The organism is Brasilonema angustatum (assembly GCF_059505445.1).
In genome coordinates this window covers 65,224-85,188 of record NZ_JCACKO010000140.1, presented here as the reverse complement: position 1 = coordinate 85,188, position 19,965 = coordinate 65,224, and the positions used below count along the sequence as shown (strand labels likewise).

The following is a 19,965-nucleotide window of genomic DNA, read 5'->3' as shown; positions in this document are numbered from 1 at the left end:
GAACTCAGAAGTCAGAATGGACTTCTGAGTTCTTGTTTAACTTTTGATGCAAGAATATATCGAAAATGGTTGTCAGCTTGGTTGGTTGATTAACCAGCAAAAACAGGAAGTAGAAATCTATCGTCCAGGACAAGAAGTTGAAGTTTTAAAATCTCCTCAAACTCTTTCTCCTCAATTTTTTGCCATATTTTAAGTATTATTGCTTATTGATAAATGGTGTCAGACCTTAACCTCTCACGAATGGAGGGAAATGTTGCCATTCCCCTCGACTCTACCTCTGGGCTGTACCCCATCTACGCCAACTTAAGATATTAGAATCGAGTATTTTCAATAATTACCGATTCGATTAATTCAGTCAGTTCAAAGCCGAAAATACGTGAATAAAAGTAGAGTTCCGCTTCTAGTGATTTTTTGATGTTTTCGGCTTTGCGGAAGCCATGTTGTTCACCTTCAAAGGGAACATAAGCCACTGGCAGACCTTTAGCCTGCAAGGCTGTAACCATTGCTTGTGTTTGGCTTGGTGGAACGACTTGATCTTCTAGTCCCTGAAAAAAAATTACAGGGCAGGCAAGACGGTCAGTAAAATTGATTGGCGAGCGTTGTTGATAAATCTGACGCTGTTGTGGGTAAGCACCAATTAAACGCTCCAAGTATCGCGATTCAAATTTGTGTGTATCCCGTGCTAAAGCTTCTAGGTCACTGACTCCGTAGTAGCTGGCACCGGCTTTGAAGGTATTACGGAAAGTCAAGGCACAAAGCGTTGTATAACCACCAGCACTGCCACCGGAAATTGCCAAACGCTCGCCGTCAACTATCCCTTGTTCTACTAGGTAACGCGCACCAAAGACGCAATCATCTACATCAACAATTCCCCACTGACCATCTAATCTTTGACGATACTCTCGTCCATAACCTGTGCTACCACCATAATTTACATCTAGAACCGCTATACCCCGGCTAGTCCAGTACTGAATACTAAAGCTCAGGTTACTAGAAGCAGCTGCGGTTGGCCCACCGTGGCTTTTGACAATCAGAGGAGGTTTCTCAGTTTCAGGAGCAGTGCAATCAAGGTTTTGAGGTCGGTAAAATATAGCATAGGCGGTTTGACCGTTAGCTGTCGGGTACTCAATTGGCTGAGGCAGGGAAAGATAACCAGGATCAATTGTTACATCATTAGAAGGGCGTAACACTTCCAGTTTTTCGGTAGCCAAATCAAGTTGCACAATAGCGGATAACTCAGTCGGAGAACTTGCTCGGAAAACAACTCGTCCTAAGGTTGCCTGAATACCACTAATTTCCGTATATGGTGTTGGCAGCGGTTTCAATTGAGTTGTTGTTGTGTCAAGACTCGCTAAGTGCCAAGTACCTTGTTGGGTATATGTGCAGATAATGCGGTTAGCTGACTCGAAAGCATAAGTTGACATACCTAAAAGCCACTGGGGACGACCAAACTCTGCCTTCATTTGTGTCAAAGCTTGTATTTCTCCATCTTGCCAACGGTAAAGATTCCACCAACCAGTACGGTCACTGATAAAGTACAATTTGCCATCACTAGACCACTCCGGCTGAAATATGGATTCATTGAAACCACCAGCAATTTGTTGAGTATTACCTAAACAGCCATCTGCTAGAAGTTCCCCCACCCATAGTTGAGTACCATCCCAAGGCATATTTGGATGGTTCCAAGCCAGCCAAGCCAAGCGAGAGCCATCAGGGCTAAGACGGGGTGAGGCGTAAAAGTCGTTTCCAGATACTAACGGTTTGCTATCTCCTTCTAATCCTAGACTCACCAGTGTGTTGATTGGCTCACGGTCAGGAATGGTGTGATCCTCAGATACACAAATAATTCGGTGGCGTTGACGGTCAAAAATTCCGTCTGCATAGCGCACAGCAACTAGGGGTGTGATGGCTTGCGGTTCAGTATTAATCTCCTGACGATAGAGACGTTGGTCGGCAAAGTTGCTAAAGTAAACAGTGTCATCAACAACGAAAAAAGAGTTACCGCCATATTCATGAACACGGGTACGCACATTGAAGGGCGCAGGAGTGACATCCTGAATTTGATTATTGGCACTCCGTCTCACTACCACAGTTCTGCCTTGCTCGGACGGTCGTAACTCACTCCAATAAATGTCTTCGCCATCAATAACAATTTGCCCCAATCCAATTGTACGTGCAGTAATTAAGTCTGTTGTGATCGGTGATCTCCAAGAACCGTAAGATGCTACCTCTGGTTGAATCACAGGCTATAAACTCCCTAATTTCAATAATTATTTTTAAAAAAAATTCTTAACACCGAAGAAGGAATAAAGGTGTTAAGAGTTCCCCGATTGCCGAAGTTCAAACTGAGTCGATATGAGCAGGTTTCCAAGTACCGTGGAAACTGTGGGGAATCACGCCAGGTAATGCCAATCTGCACACAGGTGAATCATCTAACCTATCTGCATCGTAAACCCAAACTTCACTACAATCAGAATTGCCATCATACACAACTGTGATGATCCATCCTTGCTCAGGATTTTGGGGATTTTGAGCATAAATGGGTTCACTTGGATAGCGGTTTTCGCCACAGTCAGCAATTGTGAGGGTATCGGTTTTGTGATCGAAACGGGCGATCGCCCCAAATATTTCTTTGCTCGCACAAGCCCCTTGGCGATGTACGACGAGATAAGTTTGGTTACTGTATTGTCCCGTCTCTTGCGGTGGTACAACTGGAAATTCACAGTGGCGATCTACAATTTCCTCAATTCCCTTGACTTTAGCTGTACTCGGTTCAATATGTATTCGCCACAAAGTACTTACAGCAGGAGTGTGAGTCTGACCTGTTGCGACTTGCCTTAGATACTCGTTGATTTGAAAGTCTTCATAACGCACGACATCGACTACTATCAATCCACTATCATCCACATACCCATTACCAAAATGCCACTGAAACCAAGGTTCGGTTTCACCACGACTTACCAGAGACAGAGTTTCACAGTCAAACACCAGAACCTGAGTACCCAGTTGCGGCTTCCATTCAAAAGAATTACTATAGCTGCTAAATCCAGTTAATACTGCTAGGGCATTTAACCGCAACGGAGAAACGAAAAATACTAGATATTGCCCAGCGAGAACAAAATCATGTATTAACGGGAAACCATCAAGTTCAAACGATGTTTTTTGTTGAATTTTACCCGTAAAATCGCTCTTATATATATTCAGTATCCCATTTAATCCTATGGAGATACCAAAGTTAAAAATTGAGCCAGATTTTTGCTCAATTTTAGGATGGGCAGAATAAGGCAATCCATTCTTCAATGCTCCTAAATCATCTTTGCCCAAAGTGTGGAGCATTTGCAAGTCGAGGGCATGAGGGTTACCGCCTTCCCACAGTGCAAGTAATTTATCTGGTAACGCCAGCACAGAAGTATTGGCAGAATTCTTAACTGGTTTCAACCATCTGTTCCAAAATGCCCCTGGTGCAGTCATTCCATAATTGCCGTAAAGCAGTTGTCCTGCTGCTGCTTCTTCTTTATATTCATCAGTTTGTACGTAGCGGTAAACTGCTGTTGCACCCTCCTTTTTCCCCTCTTCATAAGGAGAGTTGAAATGTACGGCAAGAATCGCGCCATCGCCATCAAACCAGTGTCCCATGTTCATACCGCCGCGTTCTAACCTTGCCGGACCATTGCGGTACAGTGTGCCCTGTAAGCCTTCAGGTATTGTGCCAGAAAGGATTTGCAATTGGGTGAGAGGGAATTCTTTTGCGGGTTGGGCAAGAGCTTGTGCCCAGGTTTTTTTTGTTGACTTTTTATCTATTGTATGCATTAACACTAGAAAATGTATCAATAAAACAACTGGATTATTTTAGATTGTCGTTATAATCTTGTTACAATTCCTCTGTCCGAAGGATTCTTTCCTAAGTAAAGGTGCTGTGCCACAGGAGATCTGAGGTGGTTTGTTGCAGATAAATCACAACTTGGTGCATCTGCTTTTAGGAAAGCAACGATTTGCTTGAGTTCTTGATGAAGCATTGACAAACACCTAGAGCATATTTGCAAAGTCAGTATAAAGTGTCCCGATTTCTGAGAATCTTTTGTGCTTAATGTTACTAGAGCGCCAACGATTGGACTTGAAAAAACAGTTCAATGGATGTCTCAGCAAAAGTAGCTTTTTTTATAGCAAAGGAAAGAATGTATGAGTAATTTTGATTTTGATGAGGAATTGCCTTTAGATGTTCAGATTGGCGATGCTCTGGAAAAAAAAGATATCGATGCTCTGCGCTTAATTCTGATTAAGATCAAGGAGACTATAAAGAAATATCCCGATCAGGCTATAACCCACCGTACAAGGGTTTGTAAGATTCTGGAGGAGTTTCCTGATTTAATGGCTGAGAACCCAGAGCTTTGGCATCAGTGTGCATGTCCAGTAGACCCCTCCAAAAATGATTGTTAGTGCAAGCGCGGTAAACTCCTAACTTGCACATTTTATAAGCCTTATATAGCAAAGCTTTTAGCCCTCCTTTGAAAAATGTACAAGTTTTATTTGTTGCTAGCGGCGAAAAAACGCGGCTAGTCGGGCGCTCAGATCTTGCACCATTATTTTCGTCCGCCAAGAAATAAATTTCTTGGCTCAAAGTTCAAGTCCGTTAAAACGGACTGGATAAGTCTTTGAGGAGGCACTGCGTTGGGGAGCCAGTACTGCAGGAGGGTCTCCCTCCGTAGGTATCTGGCGTCCGGGTTTCCCGACTTGAAGCATGTGCCGTTCCGTTTTAACGGACTTAAGCTATTAGCCTTGAACTTCAGTTCAAGGTGTGATCAGGTGGAGATGCAAGATCTGAGCCTCTCACGGGCGCGATTAACGCTCCCGCAAAATATGAAACAAGCACATTTTTATGATGTTTCTCAATGCCTTACTGTATAACGGTTCTAAAATGTGCAAGTTAGGAGTAAAGGTTTCATAGCCATTTTTGGAGAGGTCTAGTAGAAGAGTTGACCAATAGCTGATTGACTCTATATTTATACTTTACACGATTCTAAAAGGACATTTTTTGTTCTGGAAACTGGGAAAAGGATGAAATTTCTTCCAGATACCCAATCTCCAGAGCTAAAATGTCAATTTTTGACCTAGAGCAGTCTAGAATTTATAGGAGATTAGTTGGAGAGTAGAAAGTAGGTAAGTTATCAAAGTGATTTAATTTTTTTGAGTTCATCCCTAAGAAGCAAAAAGTATATTTTCAGCCGCTCTAACACTTCATCAGATATCTGCTCAGACTCACTATCTAGACATCTTGGAATTATCTCCTCCCAAATTACCCTAAATATGTCTAAGTATACAGAACTAGGCAGTTTAAGCTTCATTGCCTCTGAAATAGAAAGATTCTGGTGTGCAGAGAGACTTTCTACCAAAAGATTTAACAATCTTTCAATATCCTCGCTAAGTTGATTGATTTTCTCAGGTGGATACAGAAGACCTCCCGCCTCTTTGATCTCAGGTTTTTTAGTGAGAATAGCTTTTATTCCACAATCTTTCAAGCTTTGACACTTAAGTTTTAACCACTCACTGGCAATACTCTCAAATTTCTGTCGCTTGTCAACATTCTGTATTGCTATATCAGCAGTATCTTGAAAAGCCTGTAACTGATTCCTGAGTTTTTCATCTAAATCTCTATTATTGTCATCTGAGTTTTTCTGAAGCAACTCTTCTACAACATCTCTAACAATTAATTCTGCAGAAATTGTATCTTGTGTTGAAACGGTTTTCTCACCACTGAGTAACTCCATTGCTTTATCAAGCTTATTCTGTAGCATTAAACGTTCTTTTCTTTCAACAGACTCAGTAGAAATCAAGATGTTGACTAAACGTTTAAATAACTCATTTTCTGCTGAAGTTTTTCTTTTGTCTTTCATTACAAATTCGTCAGTATATTCCTCTCGCGACAACAACTCGCCTAGTTCTGGTGCAAAGTCTTTTCCATATGTAGCCTTTTCCCAATTTTTAGCTTTCTTAACTTGATTTATATCAAGTTTTTTTGCACCTGCAAAGTTGGCATGCTCTACATCGGCTTCCTTAAGCTCGGCTCGCCACAAATTAGCACCTCGAAAGTCAGCACCTGATAGATCAGCTTCTTGAAGTTGAGCTTCTGCTAAGATTGCTTGCCTAAGAACTGCTCCACCAAGTTTTGCGCCTTGAAGCTCAGCTTTCTCTAAGTTAGCCCTTTGGAGATAAGCCATTCGTAGATCGGCTCTGCGTAGCTTTGCTTCTTGAAGTTGAGAATCTTGAAGTTCAGATTCTTGAAGTTTAGCACCTATTAAGTTGCAACGTTGAAGTAGAGAGCCTCGAAGATTAGCATTTTCCAAAAAAGCTCCTTTCAAGTTAATCCCGACCATATCTGCACCCTCGGCATCAAGTCCTCTCAGAGAGACCTTATCTTCATGTAGCTCATTAAGAGCCAAAATCCTTGCTCCGCTTGTTTCAGACTCTCTAGCTCCATCTATCAAACTCCATGCCTCGCGGTATGCCTGTTTCTTGCGTTCAAATGTATCAAAAATAAATAACCACGCAGCAAAAAGAACACTAAAGTTCTGAACTTGCTGTAATACTTTTGAATTTGCAACTCTACAGATCAAGTAATCTTTCCAAGGGAGATTTTCCTCGCATAGAGGTTTACCTGCGTCGTTCTTGTATGGTGACTCCCAATAGGCGGTTGCGATGAATATACTAGAAGTGAGTCCGAAAGCAAGCAATATAAGACAAAAGCCTTTTACAGTACTTCTTCTGGGTATCAGCTGCGAAAGGGAATTTTGAGCCTTTGACCTGTGTGGAGAATTGGTCATGGGTAAAAGCTTCCTGATAAAGTACTTTGAATATTTACCAAAGTATAAGTGTAGTCAGCACTGACTGTAGTCACAATCAATACTGACCCAAATCACAGATTAAAGTGTTTTTCTGACTGCTTGATTGCTGCTCTTCCTTCCCACAAGCAGGGAATTATTCTTAAACCACCACCGCAGTCGCCTTCAATTCCAGAATCTTCTCAATCACATCTTCCACAACTATATCCGGTGTAGAAGCACCAGAAGTAATTCCGACAACAATTTCTCCATCTGGTAACCAGTTTTCTGTAATCTTCAAATCTCCATTTAATTCCCGATGCTCAATGCGATTTCCTGACAGAATCCGCACTTCTCTATCGATATGATAAGAAGGAATTCCTCGCTCTAGTGCAATCTGTTGCAACTGTGTTGTATTTGATGAATTAAACCCACCAATGACTATCATCAAATCTAGATTTCGTTCCACTAAATCCAACATTGCATCTTGGCGTTCTTGGGTGGCGTCACAAATGGTGTTGAAGCTTTGGAAATGCTGATTTAACTCAGTGGGACCATACTTTGTCATCATCGTCCGCTCAAAGAGTTTCCCCATTTGCTCGGTTTCACTTTTGAGCATTGTGGTTTGGTTAGCGATACCAACCCGTTCCAAATCTTTATCAGGATCAAATCCAACAGAGCAAGCTTTACTGAATTTTGCCAAGAATTCTTCCCGATTTCCACCATTCAAAATGTAGTTAGCAACGTATTCTGCTTGCTGCATATTCAGCACAATCAGATATTTCCCGGCAAAGGAACTTGTTGCAACAGTTTCTTCGTGTTTATATTTACCGTGAATAATTGATGTGTAATCGACTTTTTTATGTTTTTCAACAGCATTCCAAACTTTAGAAACCCAAGGGCAAGTTGTATCAACAATTTTGCAACTTTTCTCGTTAAGCAACTGCATTTCTTGCACACTTGCCCCGAAAGCAGGTAAAATGACGACATCACCAGAATCGACAACAGAAAAGTCTTTTTGACCTCCCTCAACAGGGATAAATCCTACTTCCATTTCCTGCATCCGCTGATTCACAGAAGGATTGTGAATAATCTCATTCGTAATCCAAATGCGTTCAGTGGGGAAATGTTTGCGGGTTTCATAAGCCATAGCTACAGCACGTTCTACACCCCAACAAAAGCCAAAGGCTTGTGCTAAATGAATGGTGACGTCTCCTCTTTGCAGAGTATAGTTGTTATTGCGAATTTCTTGAATTAAACTGCTTTGATACTCAGACTGCAACTGAGTAGCTATTTCTGCTTGGTGACCAAATCCTTTACGATGGTAATTTTCTGATTGTTGGAGCGAACGTTTAAAAGCTTTGGTATCCATTGTTTTTTCTGTTTCATCTAAAAGTTACTATTTTTTATTTTCTCGCGCAAAGAGGCAAAGACGCCAAGAGTCTGTTTGTGCTTTTGGGTAAGATTATTTTTTATGTGCTTGCAATTTTATTTGACTATATAGTTTTAAAGTAGAACAGCAGACGAAAGAAAAAAGCAGGGCGATAACGTAAAGCGATCGCCTTGAAGAGTGTCAACCGAGTCAAGCTGGGGGACTCTGCACAGAGTCAGGAGTGCAGGAGCGTAAAGCGATTGCCTACGGCAGAGCTACGCTTAACGCCAATATAAAAACAACATTGATTAGTAGAGAAAAAAATCTCCACTACTTGTTGCTGAAATTGATGCGCTCTCCAAACTCCTCATTGTAACCTTCTTCGCCATGTTCATTGATATCCATGCCTTGCAGTTCAGCTTCTTCCCTCACCCGCAAACCAACTGTGACAGCTAGGATTTTCAGAATGATCCAAGTACCAACAGCAGCAACGACATACGCAATGGCAATTGCTGCTATTTGTGTAATCACTTGAGATGGATTACCATACAACAAGCCATTTTTCCCTGCTGAGTTAACTGTCGTGGTTGCAAAGATGCCTGTGAGAATCGCTCCTACTGTACCGCCTATGCCATGCACGGGAAATGTATCCAAGGCATCATCAACTAGTAACTTGTGTTTGAGGTTAACTGCATAGAAGCAAACAACACTGGTAATGCTACCGATTAAAATTGCTGCCAGCGGTGTGACGAATCCTGCGGCTGGGGTGATGCCCACTAAGCCTGCAACTGCTCCTGTCGCGGCCCCAACTGCTGTTGGTTTGCCGCGCAATACCTTTTCTAGGATCAGCCAGGTTAAAGCCGCCGCTGCTGCACCTGTGTTGGTGGCAACAAAAGCGGCTGTTGCCAACGCACCAGAAGCCAAAGCACTGCCAGCGTTGAAGCCGAACCAGCCAAACCACAGCAAGCCTGCTCCCAGCAAAATGAAAGGAACGTTGTGAGGAGGGCTGAGACGCTCAGGATAGGTTTTGCGAGGTTTGAGGACGATCGCCGCTACAAGAGCAGAAACACCAGAACTGATGTGGACGACTGTACCACCAGCAAAGTCGAGAGCACCCAAGCCACCGTATAATCCCAACAATCCACCTTTCGCCCATACCATGTGCGCGAGGGGAGCGTAAATAAAAGTTGACCACAAGAGCACAAACAAAGAGTAAGCAGTAAAGCTCATCCGCTCTGCGATCGCACCACTAATCAGTGCTGGGGTGATAATGGCAAACATGGCTTGGTAAATCATGAATGCCTGGTGGGGAATAGTCGGAGCGTAGGAAACTACATCAGCAGGATTTGACCCCTTGAGATAATCAGTTACCTCATATCCGACATTATTCAAACCTAACCATTCCAGTCCACCAATAATGGGGTTACCTGGAGCAAAGGCGAGACTATACCCCCACAGAATCCAAGTTACTCCCACAATTGCCATGAGCACAAAGCTCATCATCAGAGTATTGAGGATGTTGCGCGATCGCACAAATCCACCGTAGAAAAACGCCAGTCCGGGAGTCATCAGCAGCACTAATGCCGCGCAAATCAGCATAAACGCTGTATCGGCTGCTGTTTGAGCATTAGTTATCGCTGCGTTGACATCAACGGGTGCAGCGAAGGCATTGCCCATCACAGGTACACCAAGAAGCAGCAGGGTCATAGCCCCAATCATCACAAGTTTCTTTAACACTTGTTTTTGTCCCTCGGCACCAATAATTTTGTCTATAGTAAGTTGATTTGAGCAATTTTTGATGCTCATATTCAGTGTGGAAAGTTACTAAAATTTTAGTAAGGCAAAATTATAATATAAATTTCATTGAGATTTTGTTGTCCATTTTTGATAATTGTGTAGATATATAGCAATCCGACTTGATTTTTGTGAATCACGCTTAACAGGGAACGCTTAACAGGGAACAGGGGACAGGGAAGAAGGAATAAAGGTGTAGCAAGCTTCGCAAAAATCTTTGGAAGAGTCCTATATCATCTATTTTTTTATTTTTTTAGTAGACAGGCGGAAATAAATCCAGTTATATAAAGATTTGTAAAAATGCCTTCAACAACTCTACCGAAACGCAAATGACCGCCCTATTGCCCCCACCAATCACACCCTTACACCCTTACACCCCTAATTGTTGACTCTCATCATGGCATTTGTTTTAAATATTGCTCGTAACCAAGTTCTTCTAGTTTTGCTTGCTTTGCGATCACTGATTCAGACAAGGTTTGACGATACTGCAGCACCTTTTCTAGTAATTCGCTTTGATGAGTTGCAATAATTTGTACCGCCAAAAGTCCAGCATTTTTAGCATTGCCAATAGCAACAGTTGCTACTGGTATACCTGCTGGCATTTGTACTATAGAATACAATGAATCAACTCCTTGCAAGTGACGGCTAGAAACAGGAACACCAATAACAGGCAGAGGAGTTAAAGATGCTACCATTCCCGGAAGATGAGCTGCTCCACCCGCCCCAGCGATAATCACCTTAATACCTCTTTGGTGAGCAGATTTGGCATATTCCACCATCCGTTCCGGAGTGCGATGAGCACTGATAATTGCTACCTCGGTATCAACGCCAAACTCTTCACAAACTGCGATCGCACCTTGCATGGTTGGTAAATCCGAATCGCTACCCATAATGATGCCGACAAGAGGAGCCATAAGCAATTCAAAATATGTCCTTCGGACACGCTACGCGAACAAAATTCAAAATTCAAAATTGGAATTTGACTTTCCGATTAACAATCATCTCACTCTGTGTGTATCTGCTGACCAGAACTAGGGGGATATGGGAGTAGGGGATCACGGGTGTAGGGGAAATGCATTTATATTTTTATTCCCTACACCCAGCCTACGGCTCGCTGCGCTAACACACCCTTATACCCTTACACCCCTACACTCTTACACCCCTAATTGTTATGATTTTTGATTCATCGTCGCCTCTTACCTCTAAAATCAGGTCAGATTTCATTATCTTTGTGCTGATGTAATGATCGAAGCAACACACAGCTTGCCAGGTACTCCTGTAGATATTATCAATGCTAGAATACCTGGTTACACAGATTTGCAGATTCTCTCAGTTAACCCGCAGGGTATAGTTGAACAAATCCTGCCAATGTCTAAAGTCCTTAAACGTGTTCCGCCAGTTGACTTACGGGTGTTGGATATTGGTGGCGACTGGATTTCACTGGGTGGTGTAGATTTACAGATTAACGGCGCGTTGGGATTGGCGTTTCCTGATTTATCAACAGAAAACTCTCACAAATTGCTAGATATTTGTCGTTATTTATGGTATGAGGGGGTAGATGCTTTTTTACCTACCCTGGTGACAACTTCGGTAGACAATATTCAGCGTGCGCTTTCTGTGATTGCTGATTGTATGAACTTCAACCCCCCCTCTATCCCGCCTGAAGTTCGGGGAGGAAGGGAAGGTGCGCAAACAAGTTATGCGAAAATTTTGGGAGTGCATCTAGAAGGACCATTTTTAAATTTTCAAAAGCGTGGTGCACACTCCCCAGAATACCTAAAACCACTTAATCTTGAGGAAGTAAAGAGGGTTTTGGGAAATTACGCTCATCTTGTGAAAGTCATGACGCTAGCGCCAGAGTTAGATCCAACGGGTGAGGTGATTCCATATTTACGTTCTTTGGGTATCACTGTGAGTTTAGGACATTCCCAAGCGACAGCAGCAGAAGCGCAACGTGCTTTTGAACTAGGTGCAACAATGGTGACTCATGCTTTTAATGCTATGCCACCATTACACCACCGCGAAAGCGGATTGTTAGGGGCGGCAATTGTCCATCCTCATGTTATGTGTGGTTTTATTGCGGATGGTGAACACGTCTCACCAACAATGCTGCAAATTCTACTACGCGCCAGCACTCCTGTTTCTCAGCAGAAAGAAGGGGAGATAGGCAAACAAAAACTTTTCCTTGTGAGTGATGCCCTTGCCCCTCTAGGATTGCCCGATGGGGTGTATCCTTGGGATAATCGCCAGATTTCAGTGAAGAACAAAACTGCAAGACTTGCAGATGGAACTTTATCAGGAACGACTTTACCTTTATTGGTAGGTGCGCAAAATTTGGTGAAGTGGGGAATATGTGATGTAGACAGGGCGATCGCACTCTCAACAATTGCACCACGAAGTGCGTTAGCGGAGCTTACCGAAGGTATCGGCTTGTCTGCAATTCTCTCTGGCGCTTGTGCTAGTCAATTATTGCGTTGGCATTTGGACGAATCTACACAAGAACTTTCATGGCAGAGGTTGTTCTCTTAAGATTTTGCCCCAAGGTACACCAGGCGCAAAAATATTTCTGGTGGTTCCTTACATGGTACTTTTTAGCTTTGGAATGGATAGATATTGAGTTTTATGAACGTAACAGATGATAAGACGATTGTTAAAGAATATTTCAATTCTACAGGCTTCGACCGTTGGAGACGTATCTACGGTGATGGCGAAGTCAACAAAGTCCAGCTGGATATCCGTACTGGGCACCAGCAAACTGTAGAGACAGTACTCAGTTGGCTTAAAGCTGATAACAATTTACCAGGGCTATCTATCTGCGATGCTGGATGTGGCACAGGTAGTCTCAGCATACCACTTGCGGAAGCTGGAGCAAAAGTCTATGCCAGCGATATTTCAGAAAAAATGGTAGGAGAAGCTAAGGAAAAAGCTTTAGAAATTCTCGCAAATGCAGAAAATCCAACATTTGCTGTACAGGATTTAGAAACGATTAGTGGTAGCTACCATACGGTGATTTGCTTGGATGTTCTGATTCACTACCCTCAGCAAAAGGCAGATGAGATGATTTCTCACCTCTGTTCTTCAGCGCAGTCACGGATTATTCTCAGTTTTGCACCGAAAACTTTCGCCCTCAGTTTATTAAAGAAGATAGGCAGTTTCTTTCCAGGTGCTAGTAAAGCGACTCGCGCTTATCTGCATCGTGAAGCTGATGTGGTGAAAATTTTGGCAAAGAATGGTTTTTCTGTTCAACGTCAATCTATGACTCGAACTCGCTTTTATTTCTCTCGTCTACTGGAAGCGACACGTCAGTGATCTCAAAATCGCAGCAAGATAAGCTTTATTTTTTGCTGCGATTTTGAAGCCAGAAGCCTACATCGTACTGGGAGAGTCGGTGTAGGTTATTCATACTAAGTTGCGTATGTTTCAAGGGGACACGCTTACGCGAACAAAGAAAAAAAAACTGCACCAGAGCGAATTTGCGGTGTGGATGTTCCTCCCGCAAAGTTCGCGGTGGGCGCACCAGAGCGCAGAGAAAGAGAGAAGAAAAATTCTCTGTATGAATGCAACGCGCGTATCACGCTGTTTTGAAAAAACGAATAATTTCGCGCACATGATCCAAAAATTGCCCATCTGTAGAAAGTTGAGCGATCGCCCCCCGTGCTTCTTTTGCCAGACGTTCATGTTCTGTTTTATTTGTGGCACGTAATTCTTCTACACCAGCGGCAATTTTGGCTAATTCTTTACGCGTGTCTTCTATATAAGTTTGCTGATTTGCGGCTAAGGAGTAGGGCTGTTCTGGATTAAGTTGTTCTTCTAAACGCTTGACGGTTTCTTCTAGAGTGTTGAAACGGGAGCGAAGTTCAACAACATCTTCACGTGGATACTTCCATTCTTGGCGAATCATAACCAATCTTGCATACAAGTACTCATAAGCACTGATGGCTGGACGTAATCCAGTTAATAACAAAGCAGCACCAGAACTAATATAGCCGACTGCACTAATACCAGTGGCGGCGAGAAGGTAAAGAGCAATAGCTGAAAATAAGTGTAAGGCAAGAGCAACGATAAGCGATCGCTGTGCCAAAACTTTAACGTACTCCAGTTGTTTCTCATCCACTGGAATTCCTTTTTCAGTTGATTGTGCCCCTTCTGCCAAGACTTCTTTTGCCTGAAAATGAACATTCCACGGTACAGTCACAATCACCAACAACCACCAAAAATTTGCTCCTCCAATCACCCAGTCAAGAAAGTTGCCAGTAGGAATATGGAACCATTGCAATACACTAAAACCCAGCAGCACTAGAACCATAATTCCAAAACTGGAACCTATAAAGAAGTTAGAATACATACTGTCTTGTGTTCAAAAGATATGATCTCAATCTTGGCGAAGGGTTAACAGACACGCACAAATGCTTGTGATGGTTTTTAGAGTTACACACAGATTAGATAGAATAACTGCGCCAAACTTGTTTAGAATCCTTGCCATGATCTTCAGGAACCAGTAAGCGCCAAGTTTTACCTTCTTTCTGGAGTTGCAGGTAAACCTCAAAAGGTTTTTGAGGTTGTGTCAATTTTCGTTTTGGAAGTTTGAACGTAAGGTTGTAGTTTCCCTTAACGCGGTATGTGGGTAAATTATCAACTGTTAAAGCTTTTCGCTGAGTAATTGATAGCCGATTGATTTCAAATCCCTGAAAATCTAAACCTAATTGTTGGTTGAGTTGCTGTTGGGTTTGCTGTAATTCAAATGCAATTGCTTTTTCCACTAACTGGGTAGTTGGTGCGAGAACACTCGTGGTACACGCAGTTAATAGCCACACCAGAATAATCGCGATCATTCGCCGCACCATCACCGAACCTCCTCTATACTCATGTCTGCTATTCCAAAGCGATAGTATAAGCTGTTGCTGGTCTCATGATCTAACTATTTGTGGCAAAAATATTAGTAATAATTGAGACTTTTAAGAACATAATATTATTTGCTTGATATTTGCTATATACAACTAAGTAATCCTGGGACTTATACCCATTGCGAATGACTTATCTATGTCTATCATCAAGTCAATTTCTGAAATTGAATTTAAGCTTTTTCACAAAAAATCACCCAGAAAGTTGGTTTTTTTGGATGAATATTCAGAAAAAGTAAAGCACAGTCATCTTGTCACCGATTTTATGTGAAGTTCATCTAAAGAATGTTACTACAAAAACAAAAAAATAGACATCAACAGTAGGTTTACTTATAATACTCAGATCTATCTTTGTCAAAGAGATGACAATATGAAGACACTTGCAACACAGGTACGTAACCAATTCTTAAAGAATATTTACGAAATCTCACTGATAAAAACTCCTGCTGAGTTTGCTTATCAAGCAGCATTAGCAAAACACATGAGTCATCTGCCGATCCTTTCGAGCACTGACAGGGCTATAGTAGAGACTCTTAATACTGAGGGAGTTTTTATCACTTCGTTAGAAGAACTTTCGATTCCTTCTACTCCAGAAACGCTGCAAGCCGCAAAAAACTTAATGCCAAAAATCCCAAGAGTCCTTTGTGGTGATGAAAATGAATTTGTTATTCATGCAACTTCCCAGCAAATAATGGAATATCCAGAAATTTTTCTTTGGGGATTAGAACAACGTTTACTCAATATTGCTGAGAATTATTTTGGTCTACCTGTAGCTTATCATGGTGCTTATTTTCGTAGAGACCTTGTCAATAAAGTACAGAGGAAATCAAGGTTATGGCACATGGACACGGAAGACCGAAAATTATTCAAAGTCATTATATATCTAAATGACATAAATGATGATGCAGGTCCATTTCAATATATTCCAAAAGATATCACTTCAAAAGTTGCTCATTCATTAGGATATAAGTCTGGCTACATTAAAGATGAATCTATACAACGATTTGTATCTCCATCAAATTGCAAATCTTGTACAGGCTTAGCTGGTACGGTAGTTATTGCAGGCACAGCTAGCGTCTTTCATCGGGGAAAAGTACCTGTAGCTGACGATAGATTGGCAATATTTTTTGATTACACTTCCAGACAACCAAAATTTCCTTTCTATTGTAAATCTTCACTACCTATGGAAGATTTGCATTCACTCTCTCCGATGTTTTCCGAACACCAAAAGCGCTGTGTTTTTTGGCGAGAAGAATCTTAGTAACAGTGATATAGCAATCCTAAATCATTTATAAACAATTCCTGTTCCTTGTTAAGCGTCCTCATGGGACAATTTACAATCTCATTTAGGACTGCTATATAGGAAACTGACAAGAGTCGGAAGTCTGACAACTTGGAAAATTATATAGGACTACTATTTGATTTTTGCGAAGCTTCGTACACCTCAAAGAGCCTTTTTTCCTGTTAAGCGTTAAGCGATCGCTCTCTACACAAGTAATTTCACCAAATAAAACCAGATTTTTATTTTTCAAACCTCATTAAAGTAAGCTGGATAGGACACGTTCCCATTAATATTCATCAAAGCATTCGGCTTGAGTTCTAACACCATAAATGCCTCATCAGGAATTGGTAACGATGAGTGCAAGCCAAATTGACTCGCCTTTTGAAAACCAAAACGTCTGTAATAGTGCGGTTCGCCAACAACGACAACAACAGAATAATCTGACTCACGACATTTCGATAAACCTACTTGCACCAACTGGCTACCGATACCTTGGCGCTGGCGTTGTGGTGTTACGGCTAAGGGTGCTAGTGCTAGCGCTGGAATTTGCTCTGATGCTTTAATGAAAATGCGGCTAAAAAGAATGTGTCCCAGTACATCCCCATTTTCTAGCGCGACAAGGGATAATTCAGGTATGAAATTCGCAGAGTTGCGGATTTTATCTACAAGTGATGCTTCTTGTGTTCTACCGAAAGCATCCGTGATCACTTGACTAATCTTTGCTCTTTGGTTGTGTGTTTCTGGCGCACAATTTAGCATAACTAAAACATTACTTCAGGTAAAACAACAATCCAATCCCTGCGATCGCAACTATAACACCAGCGATCGCCCTGACGCTGACTTTCTCTTTCATCGCGATCGCAATGGGGATGACAAATAATGGACTCGTCTGCAACAAAGTGAAGGAAATTCCCGCAGGTATAAGTTTAATTGCTGTCTGTTGCAACCAAATTCCTAAGTAAGTGCCACAAAAGGAAGCTAAGATAGCCACGAGAATAAATCGAGGTTCTTGTAATATTTTTAACTGAACGCTGCTGACTTGTTGCTTGCGGCAAAGTATCCAAATCAAAAGCATCAACACGGCTGCTGTCAATCGCAACAAAGCTGCCCACAAGGGGCTGATACTCGTGTTTGCCAAAGCTGCACGCGAAAGGACACCCCCTGTCGCATTTGCGATCGCCGCCAACAAAGCAAAACATATTCCTTGCCACAGGTGCGTTGAGGAATTCTCACTTGTACTGGGGACTCTTTCGGTAACAACCCAAGCAACACCCAAAACAGTCAGCAAAATACCGCACCAAGCACTCACATTTAACTGCTCTTGAAGAAAAATCAACGCCAGTATTGCCGTTATCGGTGGGGCAAGAGTTCCAATCAGTAAGACACGACGTGCGCCGATAAAATTTATAGCTGCCAAAAAAGCTGTATCGCCTAAACAAATGCCTACAAAACCACTCAGGAGGATGAGATACACAGACAGGGGTGGAATACTAGGAAACAATTCGCCACGGATAACGATGGTGAGCAATAGGAAGGCGATCGCAATTATCCCTTTGATCAAGTTGAGTTGCAATGGCGGGATACGTTCTCCCAAGCGCCCATACAATACTGATGCCAGCGCCCACAAACAGGCAGCAGACAAAGCTGCTATTTCACCCTGAAAACTTGTTACAGACAATATTAAATAATTATTAATAGTAACAAACATCCGTTTTTTTTAAATAAATTTTATAATATTTTCATATCAAGACCTCTATAAACTTTAGCACTCAATGCACTTCACTGCTAATTTTCTTGGGACAACTTTTAGCACTCAACGTTTTTTACTGCTAACTCTTTTTGGGGAGAAAGCCTAGCACTCTCAAGACTAGAGTGCTAGTTTTTGGGATTTTATTACCTATAAGATAGGAGGATTGGAAGTTTTTTCTGGTGAGACTCAAGAGATTTTTAAGACATTAAACTTTTTAGCAACTCTGGTTTGAAGAAAATTCACGTCATAATTTGGAGAAGTAGAATGAAATACACTTTTGATATTGTAGGCGTTTCTCCAGTTTTAGATTTTTTTAGTCATCAACAGCACAATTTACACAAACCACAGCATCAAGCGGTGGAATATGTGGGAACTCATAAGTGTACGCTTGATGCGATCATCAAATCTGTAGAACCATTGCCACCAAAGTGGGGCTGGAATATAGATGAAGTTGTAGATACAGTGATTTCGTTTTGGATGAAGAATTCAGAGAGTATCTGTTATTGGAACTCACGTCTTGTGGATGCAGGTAGTAATAACTTGTTAGTAGCAAGAATCGCGGATATTAAGGCTTTAAAAACAGAATTTGAAGTCTTGCTGAGTCAGAAGTGGTAAATTTTGTGCTCTATAGCAATCCGTGCAGGAGTTGTGAAATTACTCGTTGAGGTAGGGAACGCTTAACAGGGAACAGGGAAGAAGAATGTACTTTGTTTTTTCACAAATGAAATAGGACTGCTATAGAAAAATGTTTGGAAAGTTTATAGCGGTTATCTTTTAAATCACATACACCACCGCGATCAATGTAGAGACGTTGCATGCAACGTCTCTACAACCATGTATTGCACGCATATGTCCTTCGGACACAATTTGCTATTCAACAATCTGTTAACCGACATTTCTACTTAAAGACGTAGTGACAAAATTCGTTTACTTTATAACTTGTGACTAATCCTGAAAAGCTTGATATCGCTTGAGGCTGACTGCCCGAATAGTCGGCTGTACTCTCGGCTGAACTGTGTTGAGCTCTCGTAGCCCACGTTTGCGGCGGCAGAAGCAACATCGAATTCCTCTAACAGCATCAGACGCCGTGCTTCGTGGAGACGGAGTTGCTTTTGATACTGCAACGGACTTAGCGCTGTCATCGCTCGAAAGTGGTGATGAAATGTGGAAACTCCCATGTGAACACTTTGCGCGAGTTCCTTAACCCTTAAAGGTTCCCGGTAGTTTTCCTTGAACCAAGCGACGGCTTTCGCTATACGGCTGCTTTGGGATCCGGATGAGACAACTGCCCGTAGGCGTTTTCCCTCTTCGCTTGTCAACAGCCGATACAACAGCTCCCGCTCAATTAGGGGAGCGAGGATCGGAATATCTTGTGGCTGGTCCAACAAATCAAGCATTCGTATGAAGGCATCGAACACCTTCCCGGTAGCAGGTCCTGTACCGATAGCGCGCATGACCGACATCGATCTCATAGTGTCCAAGTCGTAATCAAGAATGAGCTGTCTTGCCGCTTGGAGATTTAGTCTCAATACGGCTGAAAGATATGGTCGGCTTCTGGTGGCCTTCACTACCTGGTTTATTGTCGGGAGATCTACGGTTGTGAGCAGGAAATGCGACTCATCATATGTGTAGCTTTCTCCTCCAAGTTGAACTTTCTTGCTTCCCTGGACAATCAGGGCGAGGCCCGGAAGGTGAAATTCGCAGGTCTCAACAGTCGGCTGCGGACGTTTGTACAGCACTAGTCCAGGAACTGCGGTCAGTTTGTCCGGTTCAGATTCTGTCCAGCGGGAAATTTTGGCAATGAGGTTCTGGCGTAGCGCGGCAATATGTGCAATATCGCCAACGGCTTCTGCTTCGGACTGCCTTATGAGCATCTCTTCATTCTGTATGAACAAGACAGTGACAACAATTAAAGCATAGCTTAAAATTCCGCAAGCGAGAGGATTAGGCAGGAAATAGGAAGGATTGGGCTGCTACGAGCAATGACTTGCGCGTTACCTTGAATGAAGATCAGAGGTTTCGCACCTGAAGATGCAGAAGCACGAGACGCA

At 42.3% G+C, this 19,965-nt stretch carries 17 protein-coding genes and 1 pseudogene; 6 read left to right on the top strand and 12 right to left on the bottom strand.

Annotation, left to right across the window (positions count from 1 at the left end; translation table 11 throughout):
* Window positions 1–46 precede the first annotated feature (46 nt).
* A pseudogene (locus AC5JM2_RS27250) lies at window positions 47–193 on the top strand (Uma2 family endonuclease); the annotation flags it as partial.
* A 118-nt stretch (window positions 194–311) separates the two neighbouring features.
* Here the strand turns inward: AC5JM2_RS27250 and AC5JM2_RS27245 are convergent.
* From AC5JM2_RS27245 to AC5JM2_RS27235, 3 genes are all read right to left on the bottom strand, one after another.
* Window positions 312–2,243 carry a S9 family peptidase gene (locus tag AC5JM2_RS27245; RefSeq protein WP_495837941.1) on the bottom strand — a complete coding sequence of 644 codons (1,932 nt, stop codon included), beginning with the start codon at window positions 2,241–2,243 and terminating at the stop codon, window positions 312–314.
* A gap of 97 nt (window positions 2,244–2,340) precedes the next feature.
* Complete coding sequence (locus AC5JM2_RS27240) at window positions 2,341–3,810, bottom strand: carotenoid oxygenase family protein (protein ID WP_495837940.1); 1,470 nt, start codon at window positions 3,808–3,810, stop codon at window positions 2,341–2,343.
* 50 nt (window positions 3,811–3,860) lie between these two features.
* Window positions 3,861–4,016, bottom strand: a complete 156-nt coding sequence (locus AC5JM2_RS27235; protein WP_495837939.1) for a hypothetical protein — start codon at window positions 4,014–4,016, stop codon at window positions 3,861–3,863.
* 163 nt (window positions 4,017–4,179) lie between these two features.
* On the opposite strand from AC5JM2_RS27235, the gene AC5JM2_RS27230 reads away from it, so the two are divergent.
* The gene (locus tag AC5JM2_RS27230) at window positions 4,180–4,437 is read left to right on the top strand and encodes a hypothetical protein (RefSeq protein WP_495837938.1); all 258 of its coding nucleotides are present in this window, start codon (window positions 4,180–4,182) and stop codon (window positions 4,435–4,437) included.
* Between the two features lie 728 nt (window positions 4,438–5,165).
* Here AC5JM2_RS27230 and AC5JM2_RS27225 read toward each other — a convergent pair.
* The 4 genes from AC5JM2_RS27225 to purE form a co-directional block, all read right to left on the bottom strand.
* Window positions 5,166–6,482 carry a pentapeptide repeat-containing protein gene (locus tag AC5JM2_RS27225; protein ID WP_495837937.1) on the bottom strand — a complete coding sequence of 439 codons (1,317 nt, stop codon included), beginning with the start codon at window positions 6,480–6,482 and terminating at the stop codon, window positions 5,166–5,168.
* Window positions 6,483–6,978: 496 nt separating this feature from the next.
* Complete coding sequence (locus AC5JM2_RS27220; protein ID WP_495837936.1) at window positions 6,979–8,187, bottom strand: 4-hydroxy-3-methylbut-2-enyl diphosphate reductase; 1,209 nt, start codon at window positions 8,185–8,187, stop codon at window positions 6,979–6,981.
* A gap of 330 nt (window positions 8,188–8,517) precedes the next feature.
* Window positions 8,518–9,906, bottom strand: a complete 1,389-nt coding sequence (locus AC5JM2_RS27215) for an ammonium transporter (RefSeq protein ID WP_495837995.1) — start codon at window positions 9,904–9,906, stop codon at window positions 8,518–8,520.
* A 470-nt stretch (window positions 9,907–10,376) separates the two neighbouring features.
* Window positions 10,377–10,895: a 5-(carboxyamino)imidazole ribonucleotide mutase gene (purE, locus tag AC5JM2_RS27210; protein WP_495837935.1), complete on the bottom strand. Its 519-nt coding sequence runs from the start codon at window positions 10,893–10,895 to the stop codon at window positions 10,377–10,379.
* A gap of 328 nt (window positions 10,896–11,223) precedes the next feature.
* On the opposite strand from purE, the gene nagA reads away from it, so the two are divergent.
* Both nagA and bchM read left to right on the top strand, forming a co-directional pair.
* Complete coding sequence (gene nagA / locus AC5JM2_RS27205; RefSeq protein ID WP_495837934.1) at window positions 11,224–12,510, top strand: N-acetylglucosamine-6-phosphate deacetylase; 1,287 nt, start codon at window positions 11,224–11,226, stop codon at window positions 12,508–12,510.
* A 93-nt stretch (window positions 12,511–12,603) separates the two neighbouring features.
* Window positions 12,604–13,290 (top strand): magnesium protoporphyrin IX methyltransferase, encoded by a 687-nt coding sequence (gene bchM, locus AC5JM2_RS27200; protein WP_495837933.1) that lies wholly within the window; start codon window positions 12,604–12,606, stop codon window positions 13,288–13,290.
* Window positions 13,291–13,552: 262 nt separating this feature from the next.
* Here the strand turns inward: bchM and AC5JM2_RS27195 are convergent, their stop codons facing one another.
* Window positions 13,553–14,326, bottom strand: coding sequence for a hypothetical protein (locus tag AC5JM2_RS27195; protein ID WP_495837932.1), 774 nt, complete (start codon window positions 14,324–14,326; stop codon window positions 13,553–13,555).
* Window positions 14,327–14,420: 94 nt separating this feature from the next.
* Window positions 14,421–14,825, bottom strand: coding sequence for a hypothetical protein (locus AC5JM2_RS27190; protein WP_495837931.1), 405 nt, complete (start codon window positions 14,823–14,825; stop codon window positions 14,421–14,423).
* Between the two features lie 427 nt (window positions 14,826–15,252).
* On the opposite strand from AC5JM2_RS27190, the gene AC5JM2_RS27185 reads away from it, so the two are divergent.
* Window positions 15,253–16,143, top strand: a complete 891-nt coding sequence (locus AC5JM2_RS27185) for a phytanoyl-CoA dioxygenase family protein (RefSeq protein ID WP_495837930.1) — start codon at window positions 15,253–15,255, stop codon at window positions 16,141–16,143.
* Window positions 16,144–16,410: 267 nt separating this feature from the next.
* Here AC5JM2_RS27185 and AC5JM2_RS27180 read toward each other — a convergent pair whose 3' ends face one another.
* Both AC5JM2_RS27180 and AC5JM2_RS27175 read right to left on the bottom strand, forming a co-directional pair.
* Window positions 16,411–16,923 (bottom strand): GNAT family N-acetyltransferase, encoded by a 513-nt coding sequence (locus tag AC5JM2_RS27180; RefSeq protein WP_495837929.1) that lies wholly within the window; start codon window positions 16,921–16,923, stop codon window positions 16,411–16,413.
* Window positions 16,924–16,933: 10 nt separating this feature from the next.
* On the bottom strand, window positions 16,934–17,872 hold the full coding sequence (locus AC5JM2_RS27175; protein ID WP_495837928.1) for a DMT family transporter: 939 nt from the start codon (window positions 17,870–17,872) through the stop codon (window positions 16,934–16,936).
* Window positions 17,873–18,178: 306 nt separating this feature from the next.
* Here AC5JM2_RS27175 and AC5JM2_RS27170 point away from each other — a divergent pair, with 306 nt between their 5' ends.
* The gene (locus AC5JM2_RS27170) at window positions 18,179–18,529 is read left to right on the top strand and encodes a hypothetical protein (RefSeq protein ID WP_495837927.1); all 351 of its coding nucleotides are present in this window, start codon (window positions 18,179–18,181) and stop codon (window positions 18,527–18,529) included.
* Between the two features lie 317 nt (window positions 18,530–18,846).
* Here AC5JM2_RS27170 and AC5JM2_RS27165 read toward each other — a convergent pair whose 3' ends face one another.
* On the bottom strand, window positions 18,847–19,788 hold the full coding sequence (locus tag AC5JM2_RS27165; RefSeq protein WP_495837926.1) for an AraC family transcriptional regulator: 942 nt from the start codon (window positions 19,786–19,788) through the stop codon (window positions 18,847–18,849).
* Window positions 19,789–19,965 lie beyond the last annotated feature (177 nt).

Coding starts and splice junctions, on each gene's coding strand:
- AC5JM2_RS27240 (WP_495837940.1), bottom strand. CDS start 3,810: ATGCATACAATAGATAAAAAGTCAACAAAAAAAACCTGGGCACAAGCT.
- AC5JM2_RS27165 (WP_495837926.1), bottom strand. CDS start 19,788: ATGCTCATAAGGCAGTCCGAAGCAGAAGCCGTTGGCGATATTGCACAT.
- AC5JM2_RS27230 (WP_495837938.1), top strand. CDS start 4,180: ATGAGTAATTTTGATTTTGATGAGGAATTGCCTTTAGATGTTCAGATT.
- AC5JM2_RS27185 (WP_495837930.1), top strand. CDS start 15,253: ATGAAGACACTTGCAACACAGGTACGTAACCAATTCTTAAAGAATATT.
- bchM (WP_495837933.1), top strand. CDS start 12,604: ATGAACGTAACAGATGATAAGACGATTGTTAAAGAATATTTCAATTCT.
- AC5JM2_RS27235 (WP_495837939.1), bottom strand. CDS start 4,016: ATGCTTCATCAAGAACTCAAGCAAATCGTTGCTTTCCTAAAAGCAGAT.
- nagA (WP_495837934.1), top strand. CDS start 11,224: ATGATCGAAGCAACACACAGCTTGCCAGGTACTCCTGTAGATATTATC.
- AC5JM2_RS27180 (WP_495837929.1), bottom strand. CDS start 16,923: ATGCTAAATTGTGCGCCAGAAACACACAACCAAAGAGCAAAGATTAGT.
- AC5JM2_RS27170 (WP_495837927.1), top strand. CDS start 18,179: ATGAAATACACTTTTGATATTGTAGGCGTTTCTCCAGTTTTAGATTTT.
- AC5JM2_RS27215 (WP_495837995.1), bottom strand. CDS start 9,906: ATGATTGGGGCTATGACCCTGCTGCTTCTTGGTGTACCTGTGATGGGC.
- AC5JM2_RS27220 (WP_495837936.1), bottom strand. CDS start 8,187: ATGGATACCAAAGCTTTTAAACGTTCGCTCCAACAATCAGAAAATTAC.
- purE (WP_495837935.1), bottom strand. CDS start 10,895: ATGGCTCCTCTTGTCGGCATCATTATGGGTAGCGATTCGGATTTACCA.
- AC5JM2_RS27190 (WP_495837931.1), bottom strand. CDS start 14,825: ATGGTGCGGCGAATGATCGCGATTATTCTGGTGTGGCTATTAACTGCG.
- AC5JM2_RS27175 (WP_495837928.1), bottom strand. CDS start 17,872: ATGTTTGTTACTATTAATAATTATTTAATATTGTCTGTAACAAGTTTT.
- AC5JM2_RS27195 (WP_495837932.1), bottom strand. CDS start 14,326: ATGTATTCTAACTTCTTTATAGGTTCCAGTTTTGGAATTATGGTTCTA.